15 protein-coding genes are annotated in these 18844 nt (G+C 51.8%); 11 read left to right on the top strand and 4 right to left on the bottom strand.

Going from position 1 to position 18844, the window contains the following annotated elements:
- Nucleotides 1-766: 766 nt before the first annotated feature.
- The gene (locus MKY12_RS23955) at nucleotides 767-2782 is read right to left on the bottom strand and encodes a methyl-accepting chemotaxis protein (protein WP_339311221.1); all 2016 of its coding nucleotides are present in this window, start codon (nucleotides 2780-2782) and stop codon (nucleotides 767-769) included.
- Between the two features lie 610 nt (nucleotides 2783-3392).
- On the opposite strand from MKY12_RS23955, the gene MKY12_RS23950 reads away from it, so the two are divergent.
- From MKY12_RS23950 to MKY12_RS23935, 4 genes are all read left to right on the top strand, one after another.
- On the top strand, nucleotides 3393-3683 hold the full coding sequence (locus tag MKY12_RS23950; protein WP_036690524.1) for a CD3324 family protein: 291 nt from the start codon (nucleotides 3393-3395) through the stop codon (nucleotides 3681-3683).
- A 158-nt stretch (nucleotides 3684-3841) separates the two neighbouring features.
- Nucleotides 3842-5146: a replication-associated recombination protein A gene (locus tag MKY12_RS23945; RefSeq protein WP_339311219.1), complete on the top strand. Its 1305-nt coding sequence runs from the start codon at nucleotides 3842-3844 to the stop codon at nucleotides 5144-5146.
- A gap of 358 nt (nucleotides 5147-5504) precedes the next feature.
- A complete protein-coding gene (locus tag MKY12_RS23940) occupies nucleotides 5505-8240 on the top strand; it encodes a glycoside hydrolase family 9 protein (protein WP_339311217.1) in 2736 nt (911 codons plus the stop codon).
- A gap of 30 nt (nucleotides 8241-8270) precedes the next feature.
- Nucleotides 8271-11165: a glycoside hydrolase family 48 protein gene (locus MKY12_RS23935; protein ID WP_339314967.1), complete on the top strand. Its 2895-nt coding sequence runs from the start codon at nucleotides 8271-8273 to the stop codon at nucleotides 11163-11165.
- Between the two features lie 216 nt (nucleotides 11166-11381).
- Here the strand turns inward: MKY12_RS23935 and mnmA are convergent, their stop codons facing one another.
- Nucleotides 11382-12503 carry a tRNA 2-thiouridine(34) synthase MnmA gene (gene mnmA / locus MKY12_RS23930; protein WP_339311216.1) on the bottom strand — a complete coding sequence of 374 codons (1122 nt, stop codon included), beginning with the start codon at nucleotides 12501-12503 and terminating at the stop codon, nucleotides 11382-11384.
- 276 nt (nucleotides 12504-12779) lie between these two features.
- On the opposite strand from mnmA, the gene MKY12_RS23925 reads away from it, so the two are divergent.
- The 3 genes from MKY12_RS23925 (at nucleotide 12780) to MKY12_RS23915 (ending at nucleotide 14165) form a co-directional block, all read left to right on the top strand.
- Nucleotides 12780-13199 (top strand): Rrf2 family transcriptional regulator, encoded by a 420-nt coding sequence (locus MKY12_RS23925; RefSeq protein WP_036732323.1) that lies wholly within the window; start codon nucleotides 12780-12782, stop codon nucleotides 13197-13199.
- A 238-nt stretch (nucleotides 13200-13437) separates the two neighbouring features.
- Nucleotides 13438-13785, top strand: coding sequence for a type II toxin-antitoxin system RelE/ParE family toxin (locus tag MKY12_RS23920; RefSeq protein ID WP_339311215.1), 348 nt, complete (start codon nucleotides 13438-13440; stop codon nucleotides 13783-13785).
- Nucleotides 13786-13847: 62 nt separating this feature from the next.
- Entirely contained in the window at nucleotides 13848-14165 is a 318-nt protein-coding gene (locus tag MKY12_RS23915; protein ID WP_339311213.1) for a helix-turn-helix transcriptional regulator, read from the top strand.
- Between the two features lie 169 nt (nucleotides 14166-14334).
- On the opposite strand, the gene MKY12_RS23910 is transcribed toward MKY12_RS23915, so the two are convergent.
- Both MKY12_RS23910 and MKY12_RS23905 read right to left on the bottom strand, forming a co-directional pair.
- Nucleotides 14335-14628 carry a hypothetical protein gene (locus tag MKY12_RS23910; RefSeq protein ID WP_339311211.1) on the bottom strand — a complete coding sequence of 98 codons (294 nt, stop codon included), beginning with the start codon at nucleotides 14626-14628 and terminating at the stop codon, nucleotides 14335-14337.
- Nucleotides 14629-14730: 102 nt separating this feature from the next.
- A complete protein-coding gene (locus tag MKY12_RS23905) occupies nucleotides 14731-14865 on the bottom strand; it encodes a hypothetical protein (protein WP_339311210.1) in 135 nt (44 codons plus the stop codon).
- Between the two features lie 140 nt (nucleotides 14866-15005).
- On the opposite strand from MKY12_RS23905, the gene MKY12_RS23900 reads away from it, so the two are divergent.
- From MKY12_RS23900 to MKY12_RS23885, 4 genes are all read left to right on the top strand, one after another.
- Complete coding sequence (locus tag MKY12_RS23900; RefSeq protein WP_339311208.1) at nucleotides 15006-15227, top strand: helix-turn-helix transcriptional regulator; 222 nt, start codon at nucleotides 15006-15008, stop codon at nucleotides 15225-15227.
- A 259-nt stretch (nucleotides 15228-15486) separates the two neighbouring features.
- Complete coding sequence (locus MKY12_RS23895) at nucleotides 15487-16164, top strand: response regulator transcription factor (protein ID WP_339311206.1); 678 nt, start codon at nucleotides 15487-15489, stop codon at nucleotides 16162-16164.
- Nucleotides 16161-17978: a HAMP domain-containing sensor histidine kinase gene (locus MKY12_RS23890; RefSeq protein ID WP_339311205.1), complete on the top strand. Its 1818-nt coding sequence runs from the start codon at nucleotides 16161-16163 to the stop codon at nucleotides 17976-17978. Before MKY12_RS23895 ends, MKY12_RS23890 begins: the two co-directional genes overlap by 4 nt.
- A 174-nt stretch (nucleotides 17979-18152) precedes the next feature.
- Complete coding sequence (locus tag MKY12_RS23885) at nucleotides 18153-18839, top strand: GDSL-type esterase/lipase family protein (RefSeq protein ID WP_339311203.1); 687 nt, start codon at nucleotides 18153-18155, stop codon at nucleotides 18837-18839.
- The last annotated feature ends 5 nt before the right edge of the window (nucleotides 18840-18844 follow it).

Genomic DNA, 18844 nt, shown 5'->3' with positions numbered 1-18844 from the left:
TTAGAGCAGGCTAGGTGGTGAGATTAAAGGGAAAAATCCCTCTGATTCTGCTGAGATCAGGCTAGGTGGTGAGATTAGAGGGAAAAATCCCTCTGATTCTGCTGAAATCAGGCTAGGTGGTGAGATTAGAGGGAAAAATCCCTCTGATTCTGCTGAGATCAGACTAGGTGGTGAGATTAGAGGGAAAAATCCCTTTGATTCTGCTGAAATCGGGCTAGGTGGTGAGATTAAAGGGAAAAATCCCTTTGATTCTGCTGAAATCGGGCTAGACGGTGAGATTAGAGGGAAAAATCCCTCTGATTCTGCTGAAATCGGGCCAGGTGGTGAGATTAGAGGGAAAATGCACCTGAATTCACTGGGCACGGGCCAAATGATCGAATGAGGAGCAATAGTGCACCTGAATTCACTGGACACGGGCCAAATGAGGAAATGGGGAGCAATAGTGCACCTGAATTCACTGGACGCTACGCAAATGAGGGAATGAAGAGCATAAGTGCACCTTACTACGCCAGATGCCGACAAAGGTAGGCGAAAGGCGAATGAAAGATGGAGGATGGGAGGTTGTCTAAAGGATGCACGGGTCGCATAGTTTCTTCCATCATGGATTAAGATTGAGTGAATTCTCCCGCTTAAACAGCGGAATGTCCCCCAAGCGCCCGCCCAAGCCGCCTCTCTAAGCTATCTATTTGTCCTCCAAGCGCCTATCCAAACATTTATCCAAGCCGCCGGATACTATCTACCACATATCATCCCCCTGGGCCTAAGCTTAAGCCTTGTCCTTCGCATCGAACTGGAAACGCTCCACCTGTCCCTGCATATCCGCAGCCATGCCGGAGAGTGCCGCCGCGGAGGAGGTGATCTCCTCCATCGAAGCAAGCTGCTCCTCGGTAGCTGCGGTTACGCTCTGGAAGGAGTCGAGCGCCGCCCGGGCGATGGTGGCCATCTCCTGGACGGAGGCGGCTACTTGGGAGCTGCTGGCCGACATTTGCTCCGTAATGGCCGACACCTCATGGATCTGCTCGCCGACCTGCCGGGTGGACTGCTCAATCTGCCGGAAGGCTTCGCCCGCCTCCAGAGTAAGCGCCATGCCCTGCTCCACATCCTCTGCCACCTTATGCTTCATCACATCATAAGCGCTGGCGATCAGGCCCACCATCTCGGAGATGGTCTCCTGAATCTGCCCGGCACTGCTATTCGTAGCCTCCGAGAGCTTGCGCACTTCACCCGCCACTACGGCGAAGCCCCGGCCGTGTTCACCGGCCCGGGCCGCCTCGATGCCGGCATTCAGCGACAGGAGATTGGTCTGCTTGGCAATGGCGGAGATCGCCGTGCTGGTCTCAGCCACTTTGGTGCTTAAGCCGTTAAGCTCAGCGATCAGGGTGCCGGACTGCTGCACCGATTCACGGATCGTTTTCATCTGCTCCCCCACCTCCTGCATTCTGGAGCTGCCGGTCGAGACATCCGTTTCCGTAAGTATAGCGGCGCTCACAATCGCCTCTGAAGCAGAAGCGATTTTCTGGATGCCGGTGGACATCTCCTCCATCGTTGTAGCGACTTCGGCGGAAGCATACGCCTGGGTCTCTACGCCCCGGGTGGATTCCTCCACCAGCTCCGTCACATACTCGACTGCCTTGCTGTTTTCGGCCGTGCTGGCTGTGAGCTGTTCACTGGCAGCGGCGAGCTGGCCGGAGGTCTCGGCAACCTCCTGCACCATGGTGCGCAGCGAAGAGACCATTTCATTATAATTGCCGGCAAGCTGACCGATCTCGTCCCTGCGGCTGGTCTGGACGAATTCATCCAGATACCCTTCGCTTACCCGCTTGGCCGAACGGTTCAGGCGTTCTACCGGCCCGGTAATCCGGCGGATAATCAGGAAGGTAATTACTGCAGCAAGCAGCAGCGCAACCACGAGAACGATAGCTGATTTGTACAGAATCGGGTAGACCGCCTTCGTATATTCACTCTCTGGAAGCACTCCGGCCAAGGTGAAGCCGGTCAGCTCATTGGTAATGTAGTATCCGTCCATTTGCGTATCGGCTGCAGCATCCTTGTAGGAGATTTTACCCGCCGGTCCTTGCTTAATTCCTGCTGTCATTGCGCCTGTGGCTTCCGAAGCAATCTCCATGGCAGGGTGGTAGATCACCTTGTTATTGCCGTCCAGGATGAAGACATATCCGCTATCGCCCAGACTGACATTCTTCGCCAGCTCCATAAGCTCCTTCATGCTGATGCTGATCGTAACAGCCCCCTTGCCGTCCGGAAAAGCCTTGGAGATCGGCAGAATGTAGCTGTTCGTTACTTTGGAGAAAATGGGATCGATCACCGATGTTGTCTCCGGGGTCTTAAGTGCATCTATGTACCAGTCGCGTACGCGGGGATCATAATTGTCCAGCTTGGAATCCGGCGCGAACATGTATTTCCCGTCCTCGTTGCCTATCGCCACGATATCTACCTCAGGATGCTCCAGCTTGAAGTTGTCGATCAGCTTGCGCAGCTGTGGAGAATTGTTCGTTAGCCCCGCGCTGCTCATCTCGTATGCCAGCTCATTCACTCCGGCGCTCTCCAGCAGAATCAGCTGCGACAGTGTTTTATCCAGGAGGTGGATGCTGGAGCGTGTGGTGTCTTCCATTTTGGAGCGCAGAGCCGATTCTGAGGTTTGTGTCGATATGGCCACCAGAGCCAGCGAGGGCAGTACAATGGCTGTAATGATAAGCAGCATCAGTTCAGTTCTGAGCTTCGTGATACGGAATAGGCGCTTTAGGGGGTTTTTCGGTGTTGGCATGGAAGTTCCTCCTGAATTTCTGAATGGATGGACGTTAAAATTTATTTCCATATCTCGAAGTAACTAGATATTTTAATATATATTTCGACAGGGATCGACTAAATAATTAGTTTTTCGTCAAAAAATGTACTACAATATTTCTGCAATTCTCCCTCTTTCCAAAAGAGTTCGCGTGCCAGCCTTCAGGTGGAGAACGATTATAACTATTCTTGAACTTGTAACCCGGTGCGGCCTGTGGCTTAATAATAAGTGTCCGGCCGGGCAAGATTACTTCTGGAAGGAGGCTGAAGATATGTTTTCAGAATACGAGGTGGTTTCCGTCTAAGACGGAGACCTGTTAAACGGGAGGCCGCGAGGCCTCCTTATGTATAATGAGCGAACACGAGCGGATATGTAATTCCGGTTACTACAATATAAAGAATGACACTGACCAACCACTGACAGACCGCTGATCCATAATGAATGTAGACGATAACCGCAGGGTTTAATATAATGAATTTAGATGATTTACCAAATTTGAGGAGAAGAAAGGAGGCAGGTGGAATGATTATTCAGAACAGTACAGTGATCGGACTGAACGGAATACACCTGTTGAAGGAGGAAATTGAACGTGAGTTACGTCAATGGAAAGGATGTGCTCCCCCCGGGGCTGCTCGAAGAGCTGCAGGGATACATACAGGGTGAGCTGTTATACATCCCGAAGAAAGCGGAAGAACGGGTAAGATGGGGCGAGAACAGCGGCTCCCGGCAAGAGATTGCTGCCCGCAACGAAGAGATCTTCTGTAGTCACAGCAGCGGCTGCTCGGTGAACGAGCTGCAGAAGAGATATCACTTATCTGAAGAAAGCATCCGCAAGATCATTTCAAAAATGCGGCAAACGCGGCTGGCGATGAACCGCTAGTCTGGAACGGATACGAGTTCTAATTATAGAACAAAGAGCATGGCTCCCGCCGGTGGCGGCGGGGTCATGCTCTTTTTAACGTTTGGGACAGGTATGGTATGATAGGAGAAGTGTATGTATTCTATTGAAATCTTAGATGATAGCAAGGAAGTGTAAGGATGGATTTATTCTCGCAGGGTGAAGACAACGGGAGCGGACGGCTGCTGGCAGACCGGATGCGGCCCGGCAATCTGGATGAATATATCGGACAGGAGCATATTGTAGGCAAGGGCAAGCTGCTGCGCAGAGCGATTGAAGCGGACCAGGTCTCTTCCATCCTGCTGTACGGGCCTCCGGGCTGCGGCAAAACCACTCTGGCCCATATCATATCGCATCACACCCAAGGTGAATTCGTGCGGTTGAATGCGGTGGAGGCTTCGGTGAAGGATGTGCGGGGGGTCATTGAACGCGCACAGAGCAATAAGGCGCTGTACGGCTCGAAGACGATTCTGTTCCTGGATGAAGTACACCGCTTCAACAGCTCCCGCCAGGATGCGCTGCTGCCGGCCGTGGAGAAGGGGACGATTACCTTCATCGGTGCGACCACAGAGAATCCGTTCCATTATGTGAACGGGGCCTTGATGAGCCGCTCGACCTTGTTCCAGCTGGAGTCCCTGACCAGCGGGCATAGCCTGATTGCGATGAAGCGGGCGCTTGCTGACGATCAGCGGGGGCTCGGCTTCATGGATCTGAAGGCAGACGAAGACGCGCTGCTGCATATCGCCGCGATGGCGAACGGCGATATCCGCCGAGCCTTGAATGCTCTGGAGCTGGCGGCGATGACTACGGCGCCGGAGCGTGACGGCAGCGTGCACATTACACTTGCGGTGGCGGAGGAGTCGATCCGCCGCCCGATTGTCAAAGCGGACGAGTCGACGCAGTACGATGTGCTGTCCGCTTTTCACAAAAGCATCCGCGGCTCCAGTGACGCCGCCCTGTTCTGGTTCCTCTACGCGGTGGAGAAGCTGGGAATGGACCCGATGACCTTCATCCGCAGATTAATTGCGGCCAGCAGCGAGGATATCGGCCTGGCCAACCCGCAGGCGATGGTCCAGGCGGTTAGCGCGCTGGATGCCTACCGCAATAACGGCTGGCCGGAGGCGAAGCTGAATATCGCGCAGGCGATTCTGTTCGCTGTAGAGAGCCCAAAATCAGACGGGGTAGTGACCGCTATCGCCAACGTCATGAACAGTCTGGAGGATCTGAAGTCGGCTGAGGTGCCGCTGCATTTGCGGGATACACACTATAAAGGTGCGGCCCAGCTGGGCCATGAGGGCTACCAGTACCCGCATAATTTCCCTGGCCATTATGTGAAGCAGGACTATCTGCCGAAGGCAATCTCCCGCAAGGTCTTCTATCAGGCCACCGAGCAGGGCAATGAGGCGAAGATCCGCCATAACCAGCAGCTGCGGCGCGGGCAGTAGGGCTTCGATGATAGTTCGCTCCGTCTGCTCCAGCCAACTGTACATTTTACAAACAGAGAGCAGCCATTCTCCATAACCGGAGGAGGCTGCTCTTTTTGACGCTGTAAATATGATGGAAATGGAAATATTTTGACAAAAAACCGGTATTCTCAGAAAAATATAATGTAAATATATAGAATTAATTTACTGTATGTGGTATATGTGTAGGTAGGGGTATTTTACCTTAATTTGTAATATGGAGGTGGTAAATGGAACGTGCTCAAATACTATGTCTAATTATGGACACTGGGGAGGTATTTGTGCGTGCCTGAGTCCTGACGGACTGAACAAGCAAGAAAACGAAGGGAGATGAGTAAGGATGAGTCAAAGTAAACGGAAGACCGGCTGTATCGCTTCACTAAGCCTGATGTTAGCCTTCACTATTGGTTCAGGGACGGCTGTCCGCCCGTCTGTCACCGAAGCGGCAACCGCCGGATTTAATTATGCAGAGGCACTGCAGAAATCGATCTATTTCTACGAGGCCCAGCGTTCGGGTGAGCTGCCGGCGGACAACCGCGTGGAATGGAGAGGCGACTCGGGGCTGCAGGATGGTGCCGATGTCGGCCATGACCTGACGGGTGGATGGTATGACGCAGGGGATCATGTCAAATTCGGATTTCCGATGGCGTACACCGCGACAATGCTGGCATGGTCGGTCTATGAATACAAGGATGGTTACGTGCAGTCCGGGCAGCTGGATGAGATTCTGGACAATATCCGCTGGGCCACAGACTATTTTGTGAAAGCGCATACTGCACCGAATGAGCTGTGGGGCCAGGTGGGTAACGGCACGGCGGACCATAACTGGTGGGGACCGGCGGAGGTCATGCCTATGGCGCGCCCGGCTTACAAGATTGATGCTGCACATCCCGGCTCGGACCTGGCTGGTGAGACTGCCGCCGCCCTTGCCTCGGCTTCCATTATTTTCAGGGATTCAGATGCCGCCTATGCGGACAAGCTCCTGCTGCATGCCAAGCAATTATACAATTTTGCCGATACGTACCGGGGAGCTTACTCCGATACCATCACTGACGCCAAGCAGTATTACAATTCGTGGAGTAGTTACGCGGATGAGTTAAGCTGGGGCGGTATCTGGCTATACCTGGCGACCGGTGAGCAGACCTATCTCGATAAGGCGATTGCCGCCAGTGATCTGTGGGGCACCAACCAGGCTGGTGACTGGGGCTACCAATGGACCCAATCCTGGGATGACAAGCATTATGGTGCGCAGCTCCTGCTGTCCCGCATCACCGAGGACCCGAAGTTTATCCAGTCCACGGAACGCAATATGCAGTTCTGGACGACCGGGGTGAACGGCACCTCTGACCGGGTAGCGTATACTCCAGGCGGGCTGGCCCATCTGGATCAATGGGGGGCGCTGCGGTATGCAGCCAACCATGCTTTTCTTGCTTTTGTCTATGCAGACTGGGTTACTGATCCGGTGAAAAAAAATACCGCCCAGGCCTTCGCAGAGCGCCAGATTAATTATATGCTGGGCGATAATCCGCGTAATAGCAGCTATGTCATCGGCTTCGGCGCGAATGCACCTGAGCATCCTCACCACCGCACCTCACACGGCTCCTGGAGCGACAGCCAGACCACTCCGGCCAACCACCGGCATGTGCTCTACGGCGCACTCGTTGGCGGCCCCTCCAAGACCGATGCTTATACCGATGCGATCAGCGATTATGTGTCTAATGAAGTTGCAACCGATTACAATTCAGCCTTTACCGGCTCTCTGGCCCGGATGATGATGCTCCACGGGCAGGGGCAGAGCCCGCTTGCGAACTTCCCGCCGGCCGAAACGCGTGAGGATGAGATGTTCACGGAGACTTCCGTGAATGCGAGCGGCAGCAATTTTGTGGAGATCCGCGCGGTTCTCAATAACCGTTCGGCATGGCCTGCCCGCTCCAGCAGCCAGCTGTCCTTCAACTACTATCTGGACATCAGTGAGGCTGTTGCCGCAGGATATGGCCCCGGCGATATCACCGTCAAGGCAGGCGGCTATAACCAGGGAGCCACCGTCTCGCAGCTGCTGCCTTACGATGAAGCGAACCATATCTACTATACCAAAGTAGATTTCTCCGGCACCCCGATCTATCCGGGCGGACAGTCTGCTTACCGCAAGGAAGTACAGTTCCGGATTGCCGGACCGCTGAATACTACCTTCTGGGACAACAGCAATGACTTCTCCTTCAAGGGAGTGGCTGCGAATGCTTCAGCGGCAACGAAGAACCCGTATATCCCGGTATACGATGCAGGTGTAAAAGTGTACGGCGAGCTGCCTTCCGGCGGCGGAACACCGGGTGAACCGCAGGTTCCGGCCCGTCCGTCCGGCCTTCAGGCCGTGCCCGGCAATGCAAGTGTAGCCTTGAGCTGGACTCCGGTCAGCGGCGCTTCCAGTTATACGGTCAAGCGCTCTCTGGTGAGCGGCGGACCGTACACTACAGTGGGTACGGCAACCGCAGCGGTCTACAATGACAGCGGGCTGACCAATGGTGTGGACTATTATTATGTGGTGACTGCAACGAACAGTGTAGGCGAGAGTACAGCGTCTGCCCAGGTGACTGCCAAGCCGCGCGAGATTACTGTGCCTGCCGGCGCTCTGCGTGTGCAGTACCGCACCAATGACACAAGTCCCGGGGATTCCCAGATCCGCAGCCAGTTCCGGATTGTCAATACGGGAACCGAGGCCATTCCGCTCAGCGGCCTGAAGCTGCGCTATTATTACACCGTGGACGGGGACAAGCCGCAGGAATTCCACTGTGATTACGCCCAAGTCGGCAGCGGCAATGTGAGCGGAACCTTTGGGAAGCTGAGTACGCCTGTGGCACTGGCCGATTCGTATTTGGAGATTTCTTTTGCCGCAGGGGCAGGAAGTTTGGCTCCGGGAGCAGACAGCGGGGAGATTCAGGTGCGCTTCAACAAGTCGGATTGGACCAATTACAATGAGAGCAATGACTATTCCTATGGGGGTACTCAAGCGACCTTTGCGGATTGGGATAAAGTCACGCTGTACCGTGCAGGAACACTTGTCTGGGGCCTCGAACCCTAAACCATACCAGAGAGGAAGTATGCCGAAATGATGAAGCTAAGTTCATTTAAGAAACCGCTTTCTATCGCGCTGAGTGCTGTCCTCACCTTGTCTCTCACCAGCGGGATCATCAATTTCCATCCGGGAACCGCTAAGGCGGCATCGGTGGAGAAGACCAGATTCCTGCAATTGTATGACCAGCTGAAGGACCCGGCCAGCGGGTATTTCTCGGCTGAAGGCATCCCGTATCATGCGGTAGAGACCCTGCTCAGCGAGGCGCCCAACTATGGGCATATGACAACCTCCGAGGCCTATAGCTACTGGATGTGGCTTGAAGTGCTGTACGGCCATAACACCGGGGACTGGAGCAAGCTCGAATCAGCCTGGGACAACATGGAGAAATACATTATTCCGATTAATGAAGGCGACGGCGTGCAGGAGCAGCCGACCATGAGCAGCTACAACCCGAACAGCCCGGCCACCTACGCCTCGGAGCTCCCTCAGCCGGATCAGTATCCAAGCGCACTGAACGGCAAGTATACCCCGGGGAAGGACCCGCTCGATGCAGAGCTGAAGTCCACCTATGGCAATAACCAGACTTATCTGATGCACTGGCTGGTGGATGTGGACAACTGGTATGGCTTCGGCAACCTGCTGAACCCTACCCATACCGCCAGTTATGTGAACACCTTCCAGCGCGGAGTGCAGGAATCGGTCTGGGAAGCAGTAGGCCACCCCTCACAGGATAACAAGACGTTCGGTAAAGCCAATGAAGGCTTCATGAGCCTGTTCACCAAGGAAAATAGTGCGCCTTCCGCGCAGTGGCGTTACACTAACGCTACGGATGCCGATGCACGCGCTGTGCAAGCCATGTATTGGGCTAAGGATCTTGGCTATACCAATACGGTCTATCTGAACAAAGCCAAAAAAATGGGCGACTTCCTGCGTTACGGCATGTACGACAAGTATTTCCAAAAGATCGGCAGTGCTGCTAACGGTTCGCCGCAGCCGGGAACCGGTAAGGATTCCAGCCAATACCTGCTGGCCTGGTATACGGCCTGGGGCGGTGGTCTCGGAACCGGCGGGGACTGGGCCTGGAGAATCGGCGCGAGCCATGCGCACCAGGGCTATCAGAATGTGGTTGCAGCCTATGCGCTGTCCACCGCAGCTGGAGGGCTGATTCCGTCATCGGCAACAGCTGGAACGGATTGGGGTAAATCGCTGACCCGCCAGCTTGAATTCTACAACTGGCTGCAATCCGCCGAAGGCGCCATTGCAGGCGGTGCCACCAATAGCTATGGTGGTTCGTACAGCGCTTATCCTGCCGGCACTAGCACCTTTTATGGCATGGCCTACGACGAGGCTCCTGTCTATCATGACCCGCCATCCAACAACTGGTTCGGCATGCAGACCTGGAGCATGGAGCGGGTAGCAGAGCTGTATTATATCCTGGCTTCCAGCGGGGATACGACCTCGGCCAATTTCAAAATGGCCAAGCGCGCCATAGAGAACTGGATTGACTGGTCGACGGACTATACCTTTGCGGGTAGCCGTCCGGTAACGGATGCCGCCGGCTACTATCTGGACCAGCAAGGAAACCGGATTCTGGGCGGAACGAACGCACAGGTTGCCACTGTATCCGCACCCGGGGAGTTCTGGGTTCCGGGCAATGTGGAATGGCACGGCCAGCCGGATACCTGGAATGGCTTCAGCTCATTTAACGGCAACAGCGGCCTCAAGGCCGTGACCAAGGACCCGGGGCAGGATACCGGCGTGCTGGGCAGCTATGTCAAAGCGCTCACGTTCTTTGCCGCAGGGAACAAAGCAGAGCATGGCAACAATACTGCGCTCGGCGGAACCGCTTCACAATTGGCTAAATCCTTGCTGGATACGGCCTGGGGCTACAATGACGGGGTGGGCATTACGACACTTGAGAAGCGTGCGGATTATTTCCGTTTCTTCACCAAAGAGGTCTATTTCCCGGCAGGCTGGAGCGGTACCTTCGGCCAGGGCAATACCATTCCAGGGAACGCGACAGTTCCATCTGACCCGGCTAAGGGCGGGAATGGAGTGTATGCGAGCTACACCGATGTTCTCCCGGATATCAAAAATGATCCCAAGTGGAGTTATCTTGAAGACAAATACAATACCTCCTACAACAAAACCACCAAGACTTGGGAGGGTGGCGCACCTGAGTTCACCTATCACCGCTTCTGGTCTCAGGTGGACATGGCTACGGCCTATGCCGAGTATGACCGGCTGATTAATAACGGCAGTGGCCCTATGCCAACAGCTACCCCTACAACCACGCCAACGGCTACACCGACAGCTACACCGACAACAGTGCCAACAGCCACACCGACAGTCGCACCGACAGCTACACCGACAACAGTGCCAACCGCTACACCGACAGTCGCACCAACGGCTACGCCGACAACAGTGCCAACGCCTACCCCAACAGTCGCACCAACCGCTACGCCTGCCTTAGGGAATCTGGCTGTTCAATACCGTACAACGGATACGAACGCCACAGACCCGCAGTTCCGTCCGCAGCTGCGGATTGTCAATAACGGGACCACAGCGGTAGACCTCAGCAAGGTTAAGGTACGGTATTACTACACGATTGACGGCGAGCGGGCACAGCAGTTCAATGTCGATTATGCCACAATCGGTGGCAGCAATGTGCTGGGCAGCTTCGTGAAGCTTGAGCCTGCAGTTACAGGAGCGGATCACTATGTGGAGATTTCCTTTAGTGCGGGCGCGGGCAGTCTTGCTCCGGGTGCGAATACCGGCGAGATTCAACTGCGCATTAACAAGACCGACTGGAGCAATTACAATGAGGCTGACGATTACTCCTATGATGCAACCAAAACGTCTTTCACAGACTGGAACCGGGTGCCGCTGTATCTGAACGGTGTGCTGGTCTGGGGCGTTCAGCCGCAATAAGGCTGAAGCCTTGTGAGTCAGCCCCGGCGTGACTCCGTGTCCTGACCCATCAATGACGAAGAACCTTCAACTCCACGCGCTGTGGTGTTGAAGGTTCTTTTTTAAGCGAAATAAGAAACATGTAGTCGAAAAACCGAACACAATGTGCTCAGCACCAGCACTGTTCAACCGTTAGAAAGTTTTTCTTTAGTAGGGGGAACTCTGGCTGGGGTGCAGTCAGACCTGCGCCAGCGGCGCGACTTTGTCGGCCGTCTCGATGGTTCCGCCGCCAAGACAGGTCTCGCCCAGATAGAAGACCACGGCTTGTCCGGGCGTAATCGCCTTTTGCTGAACATCAAAGGCCACATGGACGGTTCCATCGGCCTGCTTCGTCAGCGTAACTCCCTGATCCGGCTGGCGGTAGCGGAACTTGGCCGTACATTTTAGCGGCTCATCACCAAGGGTGTCCGGATCAATCCAGTTCACCCCTGAAGCTATAAGACTGGTCGAGTACAGGCTGATGTGCTTCTCACCTTGCACCACATACAGGGTATTGCTTGCCAGATCCTTCTCGGCCACGAACCAGGGTTCGCCTGTCCCCGAGCCGCCGATACCAAGCCCCTGGCGCTGGCCCAGCGTGTAGTACATGAGGCCGTCATGCCGGCCCTTCACTTCGCCCGTAGCGATATCGACCATATTGCCTGACTGTGCAGGCAGGTATTGGCTGAGGAATTCGCGGAAATTGCGTTCTCCGATGAAGCAGACGCCGGTGCTGTCTTTTTTCTTCGCGGTATAGAGTCCGGCTTGCTCGGCAATCCGGCGTACCTCCGGCTTCGGCAGATGTCCGATCGGGAACATGGCCTTCGAGAGCTGGTACTGGTTCAGCGCATTTAGGAAATACGTCTGGTCCTTGTTGTTGTCCACGCCGCGCAGCAGCTTGAACAGGCCATCTTCCTCCACGACCCGGGCGTAATGCCCTGTAGCGACATAATTTGCGCCAAGCTGCAGTGCTTTGTTCAGGAATTCGCCGAACTTGATCTCGCGGTTGCACATCACATCCGGATTCGGGGTCCGGCCAGCCTTATATTCTTCAAGGAAATAGGAAAAGACTTTATCAAAGTATTCCTTCTCGAAATTAACGGTATAGTAAGGAATATCGATCTGCTCGCAGACGCGGCGCACATCCTCGGCATCGGTCTCGGCCGTACATACGCCGAACTCGTCGGTATCATCCCAATTCTTCATGAAGATGCCGATGACGTCATACCCCTGCTGCTTCAGCAGCAGCGCTGTAACAGAGGAATCCACTCCGCCCGACATCCCGACGACGACCCGGATATCCTGATTAGCTTTTGTCATCGTGATCACCATTTTCTGTACACAAAATACCGGCGTTCTCACTGAACACCCGGCTCATTGTGTATTATAACATACCTGTCTACCCCAAACGAGGACACTACTGCTATGAAATATAGCGAAAAACGGTCCGAAATTGACAATTTGTCCACCAGTGGAGAACAAAATCGTGAATTATTGCCGTTTGCTGTTTCAAATGTGTCCATAGATATGATAACATAAGCTGAGAGCAGACATCGGAATACATTGATATGCAACTAAACCGAAAGAGGTGCCCCTTTGAAAATCTCAACCAAAGGACGTTACGGATTAACCATTATGATGGAGCTTGCCCTGAAATTCGGCGAGGGGCCTACATCACTTAAGAGCATCGCCGAGAAAAACGGACTCTCCGAGCATTACCTGGAGCAGCTCATCGCCCCGCTGCGCAATGCAGGCCTGGTGAAGAGCATCCGCGGAGCTTACGGCGGTTATATTCTGTCCCGCGAGACCAACACCATTACCGCCGGAGATATCATCCGCGTCCTGGAAGGCCCGATCTCCCCGGTAGACTTCACCGAAGAAGACGACCCGGCCAAGCGCGACCTCTGGCTTCGCATCCGCGACAGCATCGCCGATGTGCTGGACTCCACCACCTTGTCCGACCTGATCAACTTCAAGGAAGAGAGCCAGGCGGATAATTATATGTTTTATATTTAACAGGGACCTGAAATCTGTTGATTTCAAAGGGATTGTTGAAAAGTGTTACCCACAAATTACCCGCATGTTGAAGGTGAGTAATGAAGGCCTTCAACTCGTCCTTCTCAAGAAATTTGGGGAGGACTTTTTTTCCATTTTTGTGTTTAAAACGATTGATGGTTTATATCGTTTATGATATATTTATGCCGAGAACGATATAATTTGTTCTTAATATACAAATACAATAAAGAGGTCATTCATGGCGGAGGTTATATTCTACTACACGGAGAAGGGGAATTCAGAAGTTGAGAAGGCCCTAACCGAACTTAATGAAAGTGCTAAGAGGGGGAATCAACAAGCTTCGGCAGCGCTTGATTCGATTTACTACGCACTAGAGATGGTAGAAAGCGGGATGCCTCATTCAAGGCAACTCGAAGGTCCACTTTACGAAATACGAGCCAAACGACACCGGATTACGTATTTTCGATGGGAGGGTTACATAGTGCTTTTGACGATATTCTTGAAAAGCACACAACGAACCCCCAAACCTGAAATTGACAGGGCCCGAAAACGAATGAAGGATTGGGTTGCAAGGGAAGGCTCGTAAAATAGTGAAGCGGGTAGATGGCGAATGGAAAACCTTTACCAGATTAAAGTGGAGGTGATTGCATGAAAAATAATAAAGAATTCAGAACATGGAGCAACTTCAAAAAAGAACTGGACTATAAGTCTGAGTATGAAAAAAAAGTGATCAGTGAGATGGCGAAATTGGTAGTACAGATCACCAACAGACGCAAGTCTTTGGGGCTCACACAAGCACAAGTTGCTGAACGAGCCGGGATTACTCAAGCTCAAGTGGCAAGGTTAGAGACTTCTTCTTCAGTTCCATCCATCGAAACTGTGATGAAAGTCGCAGTTGCCTTGGATATGACTATTGGCCTGAATTCAGTCGATGAACAATCGGCAGCAATGACGGCTCGCGCCTAAGACCTTTTAAAGTAACAGCTGTAAATATTAATCCGTCTTATTACAAGGAGTCCCTGCCAGGGCTCTTTTTCTTTTTATTAACGTGGAAGTCGAAAACGCATGAAAGCCCCTCAAGCCATACGGCCTGGAAGGGGCTTTTATCTATATCTGATTAAGGCCCGTAGCTCTGTTAAGCCAGTTCACCGAAGACCTTTGTTTTTTTGAAAATTGCTCTTACATACTCCAACGTTAAATAAATGTTTTCTCCATTCTCCATCTGAGTTTTAATGACATAATTGATTTCACCCAACTCATGTTTTTCCTTTATGATATCTGAAAACTGGATTTCCAGCATGAATAGCGAATGCATTGCTCCCGCAAAAGAAGTGCGAAGAATTTCTCCGTTTAAAAAGCTTCTCATTACTCGTCCGGCCTCATCTCGAATACTTCTGAGAACAACTGTTCTTTCAACTGTTTTTCGCATAACAATCCTCCTGTATATACCCGTCTGCTGATTGTATCTCCCAAACGATTTATGTTAGGATTGAGTGGAGAGCAGGAGGTGCAACTCCTACCCTCCGGGAACCTATTTACGTTTGCTGCGTTTGGTTCCTTTTTCTTTTGTCTCTTCTACCTTACTTGTCTCCTTTGTGGCCTCGTCCAGCGTGACCGCTGTTGCTAAGTTGACCAATGCAATGGAGAGCTGCACCCAATTTTTCATAGCCTTGTTCACCTCCTAACTGCAACTGACACTCTATAGGTGTCATCTGCATTAATAATATATCATGACTCTCTATAAGAGTCAACGCTTTATTGACACTTTTTAGGCGGCATTGTATGCTTGTCCCACGAGGTGATTTTATGGGTGAGGTTCATTCCGGGCTTAAGCTACTTGTAGATGAAAGCGGTAAATCTATCCGGCAGGTGGCCCGAGATATTGAATACCGATTTGAAACAATCCGAAAAATGTACAATGATGAGCTGAGGCACTATCCAAGCGACCTGCTGGCTAAACTTTGCGATTATTTTGAATGCGGGATAGAGGAGATACTGATTTATGAAAAAGAGCCGCCACAAGACTAACTTGCACGGCTTTTAGATGTTTTTTTACTCACATTTTACCCGCAAATCCCCAACCCGTCCTTCCCAAGAAACTTGGGGAGGACTTGTCTTTTCACAGCTTTTTCGAACAGTCTTCCTGTCCCCCGGAATGATAGCATTCACTTAATCTCCCATCCATCTGCATATGATCTTTATCTGTATAGGGTAAACTTAACGGTGTACCTTGGCAGTTCTATGAGCTGTGCGTTCGTGGTTCTACAAAAAAGGGTGAGGTTATCATATGTCAAAAACGATATTGATTGTGGAAGATGAAGATATTTTACGTGAAATTATGAAAGATTATCTGCTGGAAGAGGGATATCGCGTGATTGAAGCCATTGACGGAAAGCAGGCGATCTCGTTATTTCAGGAGCATGAGGTGGACTTGATTTTGCTGGACATCATGTTGCCGGAATTGGATGGATGGTCCGTGTGCAGGCGAATCCGCAAGACATCGAATGTGCCGATTATCATATTGACGGCCCGTTCGGATGAGGACGATACGTTGCTGGGGTTCGAGCTTGGCGCTGACGACTATGTTACGAAGCCTTACCGCCCGCTCATTCTGTTGGCCCGGGCCAAGCGGCTGCTGGAGAGCAGGCATACGCATGAGCATGAAAGCGACACGGTGTCCGGCGGAGGCATTTCAATCCATTTTCCATCCCGGACCGTTTCGGTTGACGGCACAAGCTCTGATCTAACGCATACGGAATTCGAAATATTAGCCTATCTGCTGCAAAACAAAGGGATTATTATCAGCAGAGAGCAGCTGATTACGAGAATTTGGGGATATGATTTCGCAGGCGATGATCGTACGGTTAACAGTCATATCCGCAATTTGCGTTCCAAGCTGGGGGAGCATGCCAGGCAGATTGTGACGGTTGTGCGTTCAGGATATAAATTTGAGGAAGAGCTATGAAAAAGGGGATTGTGCTTAAACTGTTCCTGCTGACAGCAGGATTGTGCCTGTTCCTGATCGCCGTTATTTTCATCTTGCAGACCGTATTTTTCAAACAGTTCTACGTTCATCAGAAAATAAAAGACGTTAACGCGGCACTTCAGGCTTATGAACAAGACTACCTGGATCATGGCTCGAACACGCAGGAGATGGCCAAGCTGGAGCAAGACTTTTTTCAAAAGCATAACACCTGGGTCACGGCTTTGGACACCCGCGGAAATTTAAAGTTTGCAGATGATTTCTTCATGGACATTAAGCTGGATCATTCGGACGAACCGGCGCTTGCTGATACAACGATAACCGTGCCGCTATACAGTTTTATTAACGTAGAGGACTTCAGCAGCAATCAAACGTTCCTCACTCCCTGGATTGAAGAAGGGGGAATGATCGCCATGGAAGGCTTAATCATAAACAATCAGCCAATGATCCAGCGGATGGGAAGGAACCGTTCCAATCTGAGAGATGAGAGCCGGCTGGAGAATCATCAGATGGTGAGCAAAGAGTACGAGGTACTGGGCCGATTAGGTGCGGTCCAATATCGTGAGCAATATTCCAGCTTTCTGGCCACAGGAACGATTACGAAAGTCCGGGTGCCGGAAGGGGCGGGGGTCGCGCGTTACACCAATCACCTGTTTCTGGACCGCATCAAAGCTTTCCAGGCGGATCTTTTGTACGGTGACTTTAAGGATACAGCGAACGCAAAACAGGTCATAGATGTTGAAGAAAATCATGTGAACTACAAAATTTTCGTGGACCGCACCCGGGACCGCGACGGAAATCCGGCATACCTGTTCGCGATGACATCGCTGCAGCCGGTTAATGAAGCCGCTGGGATCATCAACGACTACTATGTGTATATCATTATTGCGGCCTTGCTGCTTGTACTGCTGACATCGTTTTACTACTCCCGTCAGATTGCCCGCCCGTTGCTGCGTATTAGCCGTACCACCCGGCAAATGGCAGAGCTCGATTTTTCGGAGAAAATTCCCGTCACCACGAAGGATGAAATCGGAGACTTGTCAGGCAATATTAACGAGCTTTCTGAGCGCCTGCACTCCCATATTCTCCAGCTTGAACAGGATATTGAGAAAGAAAAGCAACTGGAGCATACGCGAAAAGAATTTATAGCCGGTGTATCGCATGAGCTGAAGACTCCGTTAAGCGTTATTCAGAGCTGCCTTGCCATTTTGAATGACGGGGTTGCCAGCCATAAGCGGGAGCATTATTTTGCAGCAATGGAAGACGAGGTCGGCCGGATGAATGTGCTGATTGACGATATGCTGGAGTTGGCCAAATATGAATCGGGTACGTATAAAATGGACACCGGTTCGTTCTCTATCGATGTAGTCATCAACCGGGTGTGTACTAAATTAACGCCGGATTTTGCAGCCAAGCAGCTGCTTCTACACACTTCGCTTATCCCTGCCGAAGTCGAGGGGAATGAGCGCCGTATAGAGCAGGTGATCGTCAATTTCCTGACCAATGCGATTTCGTATACGCCGGAGCGAGAATCCATATACGTAACCGCTTCGGAAGAGAGGGACACGATTCTAATTTGTATCGAAAACAAAGGTGCCCATATCCCGGACGAGCAGCTGGAGAAAATATGGGATCGTTTCTACCGCGGTGAAACCTCCCGTCACCGGTCAACCGGCGGGACAGGGCTGGGTCTTGCCATATCCAAGAAAATATTGGAGATGCACGGTGTACCTTACGGCGTGAACAATACCTCCGATGGAGTGATGTTTTATTTTCAATTGAATAAAAAAGCGTAGCAATACGGAAGAAAGTGCAGACCTTGGTTCTGCGCTTTTTCTTTTTGGATTTTTTGATACAGCGTTGATTTGCTCTGCACTTGTTCTGCATCTCTCCCTGTTATTCTTTCTATCAGAGAGGGGCAAGAGCACTGCTATCTATACCTAATTCTAAATAAAGAGAGGTCGATGTTCATGTTTAAAAAAATTATCCTGCCGCTAGTTATCGGCAGTACCGCGCTCACCTTGGCAGCTTGCGGGAATGGGCAAGCTCCGCAAACCGTAACGTCTCAGCCGCAAGCCAATGACACAGCTCAGGTGGAGAAGTCAAACCAGACGTCCTATAAAACGATTTTTAAGAACAGCGTATTTCTGGGGGATTCGATTACAGAGGCGCTATCTTACCATGACATTCTGGACGAGTTCAATGTAGTGGCAGGTGCCGGAAAGACTACCGAGCTATCTCTGATGAGTGGAGATGTCGATAAGCTGGCAGAGCGGAATCCGCAGCATGTATTTATCATGCTGGGGTCTGATGATATTCTATTGCCGCCCCAAATTACCGATAACCCCAAGCAGTATTCGCTGAAGTTTTACGCCGAATTGATCGACAGCATCCAGGAGAAGCTTCCGGAGGCATCCATAACGGTTTTGCCGGTTACTCCGGTTACGCCGGAAGCTGAACAAGTGGAACCGCGATACAAAAATATCAGCGATTACAACCAAGGCTTACAAGAGCTGGCGGACAAGCAGCAGGTTGAATTTGCCGATTTATCTTTGATCTTTGTTGACGGCCAACATTTGTATAGCTCGGACGGCATTCATTTTAAACCGGAATTTTATACACGTATGCTCGATTTGCTGAAAGACCGGGTGAAATAACATGC

The sequence above is a fragment of the Paenibacillus sp. FSL M7-0896 genome, from assembly GCF_037975415.1.
Lineage (GTDB): Bacteria > Bacillota > Bacilli > Paenibacillales > Paenibacillaceae > Paenibacillus_AQ > Paenibacillus_AQ silagei.
Note: the sequence above shows the minus strand (reverse complement) of the source record. Positions and strands in the feature narration are given on the sequence as shown.

Excerpts from the sequence above, each read along its gene's own strand:
- MKY12_RS23955 (WP_339311221.1), bottom strand. The coding sequence starts at position 2,782 with ATGCCAACACCGAAAAACCCCCTAAAGCGCCTATTCCGTATCACGAAG.
- MKY12_RS23945 (WP_339311219.1), top strand. The coding sequence starts at position 3,842 with ATGGATTTATTCTCGCAGGGTGAAGACAACGGGAGCGGACGGCTGCTG.
- MKY12_RS23940 (WP_339311217.1), top strand. The coding sequence starts at position 5,505 with ATGAGTCAAAGTAAACGGAAGACCGGCTGTATCGCTTCACTAAGCCTG.
- MKY12_RS23935 (WP_339314967.1), top strand. The coding sequence starts at position 8,271 with ATGAAGCTAAGTTCATTTAAGAAACCGCTTTCTATCGCGCTGAGTGCT.
- mnmA (WP_339311216.1), bottom strand. The coding sequence starts at position 12,503 with ATGACAAAAGCTAATCAGGATATCCGGGTCGTCGTCGGGATGTCGGGC.
- MKY12_RS23920 (WP_339311215.1), top strand. The coding sequence starts at position 13,438 with ATGGCGGAGGTTATATTCTACTACACGGAGAAGGGGAATTCAGAAGTT.
- MKY12_RS23915 (WP_339311213.1), top strand. The coding sequence starts at position 13,848 with ATGAAAAATAATAAAGAATTCAGAACATGGAGCAACTTCAAAAAAGAA.
- MKY12_RS23910 (WP_339311211.1), bottom strand. The coding sequence starts at position 14,628 with ATGCGAAAAACAGTTGAAAGAACAGTTGTTCTCAGAAGTATTCGAGAT.
- MKY12_RS23905 (WP_339311210.1), bottom strand. The coding sequence starts at position 14,865 with ATGAAAAATTGGGTGCAGCTCTCCATTGCATTGGTCAACTTAGCAACA.
- MKY12_RS23900 (WP_339311208.1), top strand. The coding sequence starts at position 15,006 with ATGGGTGAGGTTCATTCCGGGCTTAAGCTACTTGTAGATGAAAGCGGT.
- MKY12_RS23895 (WP_339311206.1), top strand. The coding sequence starts at position 15,487 with ATGTCAAAAACGATATTGATTGTGGAAGATGAAGATATTTTACGTGAA.
- MKY12_RS23890 (WP_339311205.1), top strand. The coding sequence starts at position 16,161 with ATGAAAAAGGGGATTGTGCTTAAACTGTTCCTGCTGACAGCAGGATTG.
- MKY12_RS23885 (WP_339311203.1), top strand. The coding sequence starts at position 18,153 with ATGTTTAAAAAAATTATCCTGCCGCTAGTTATCGGCAGTACCGCGCTC.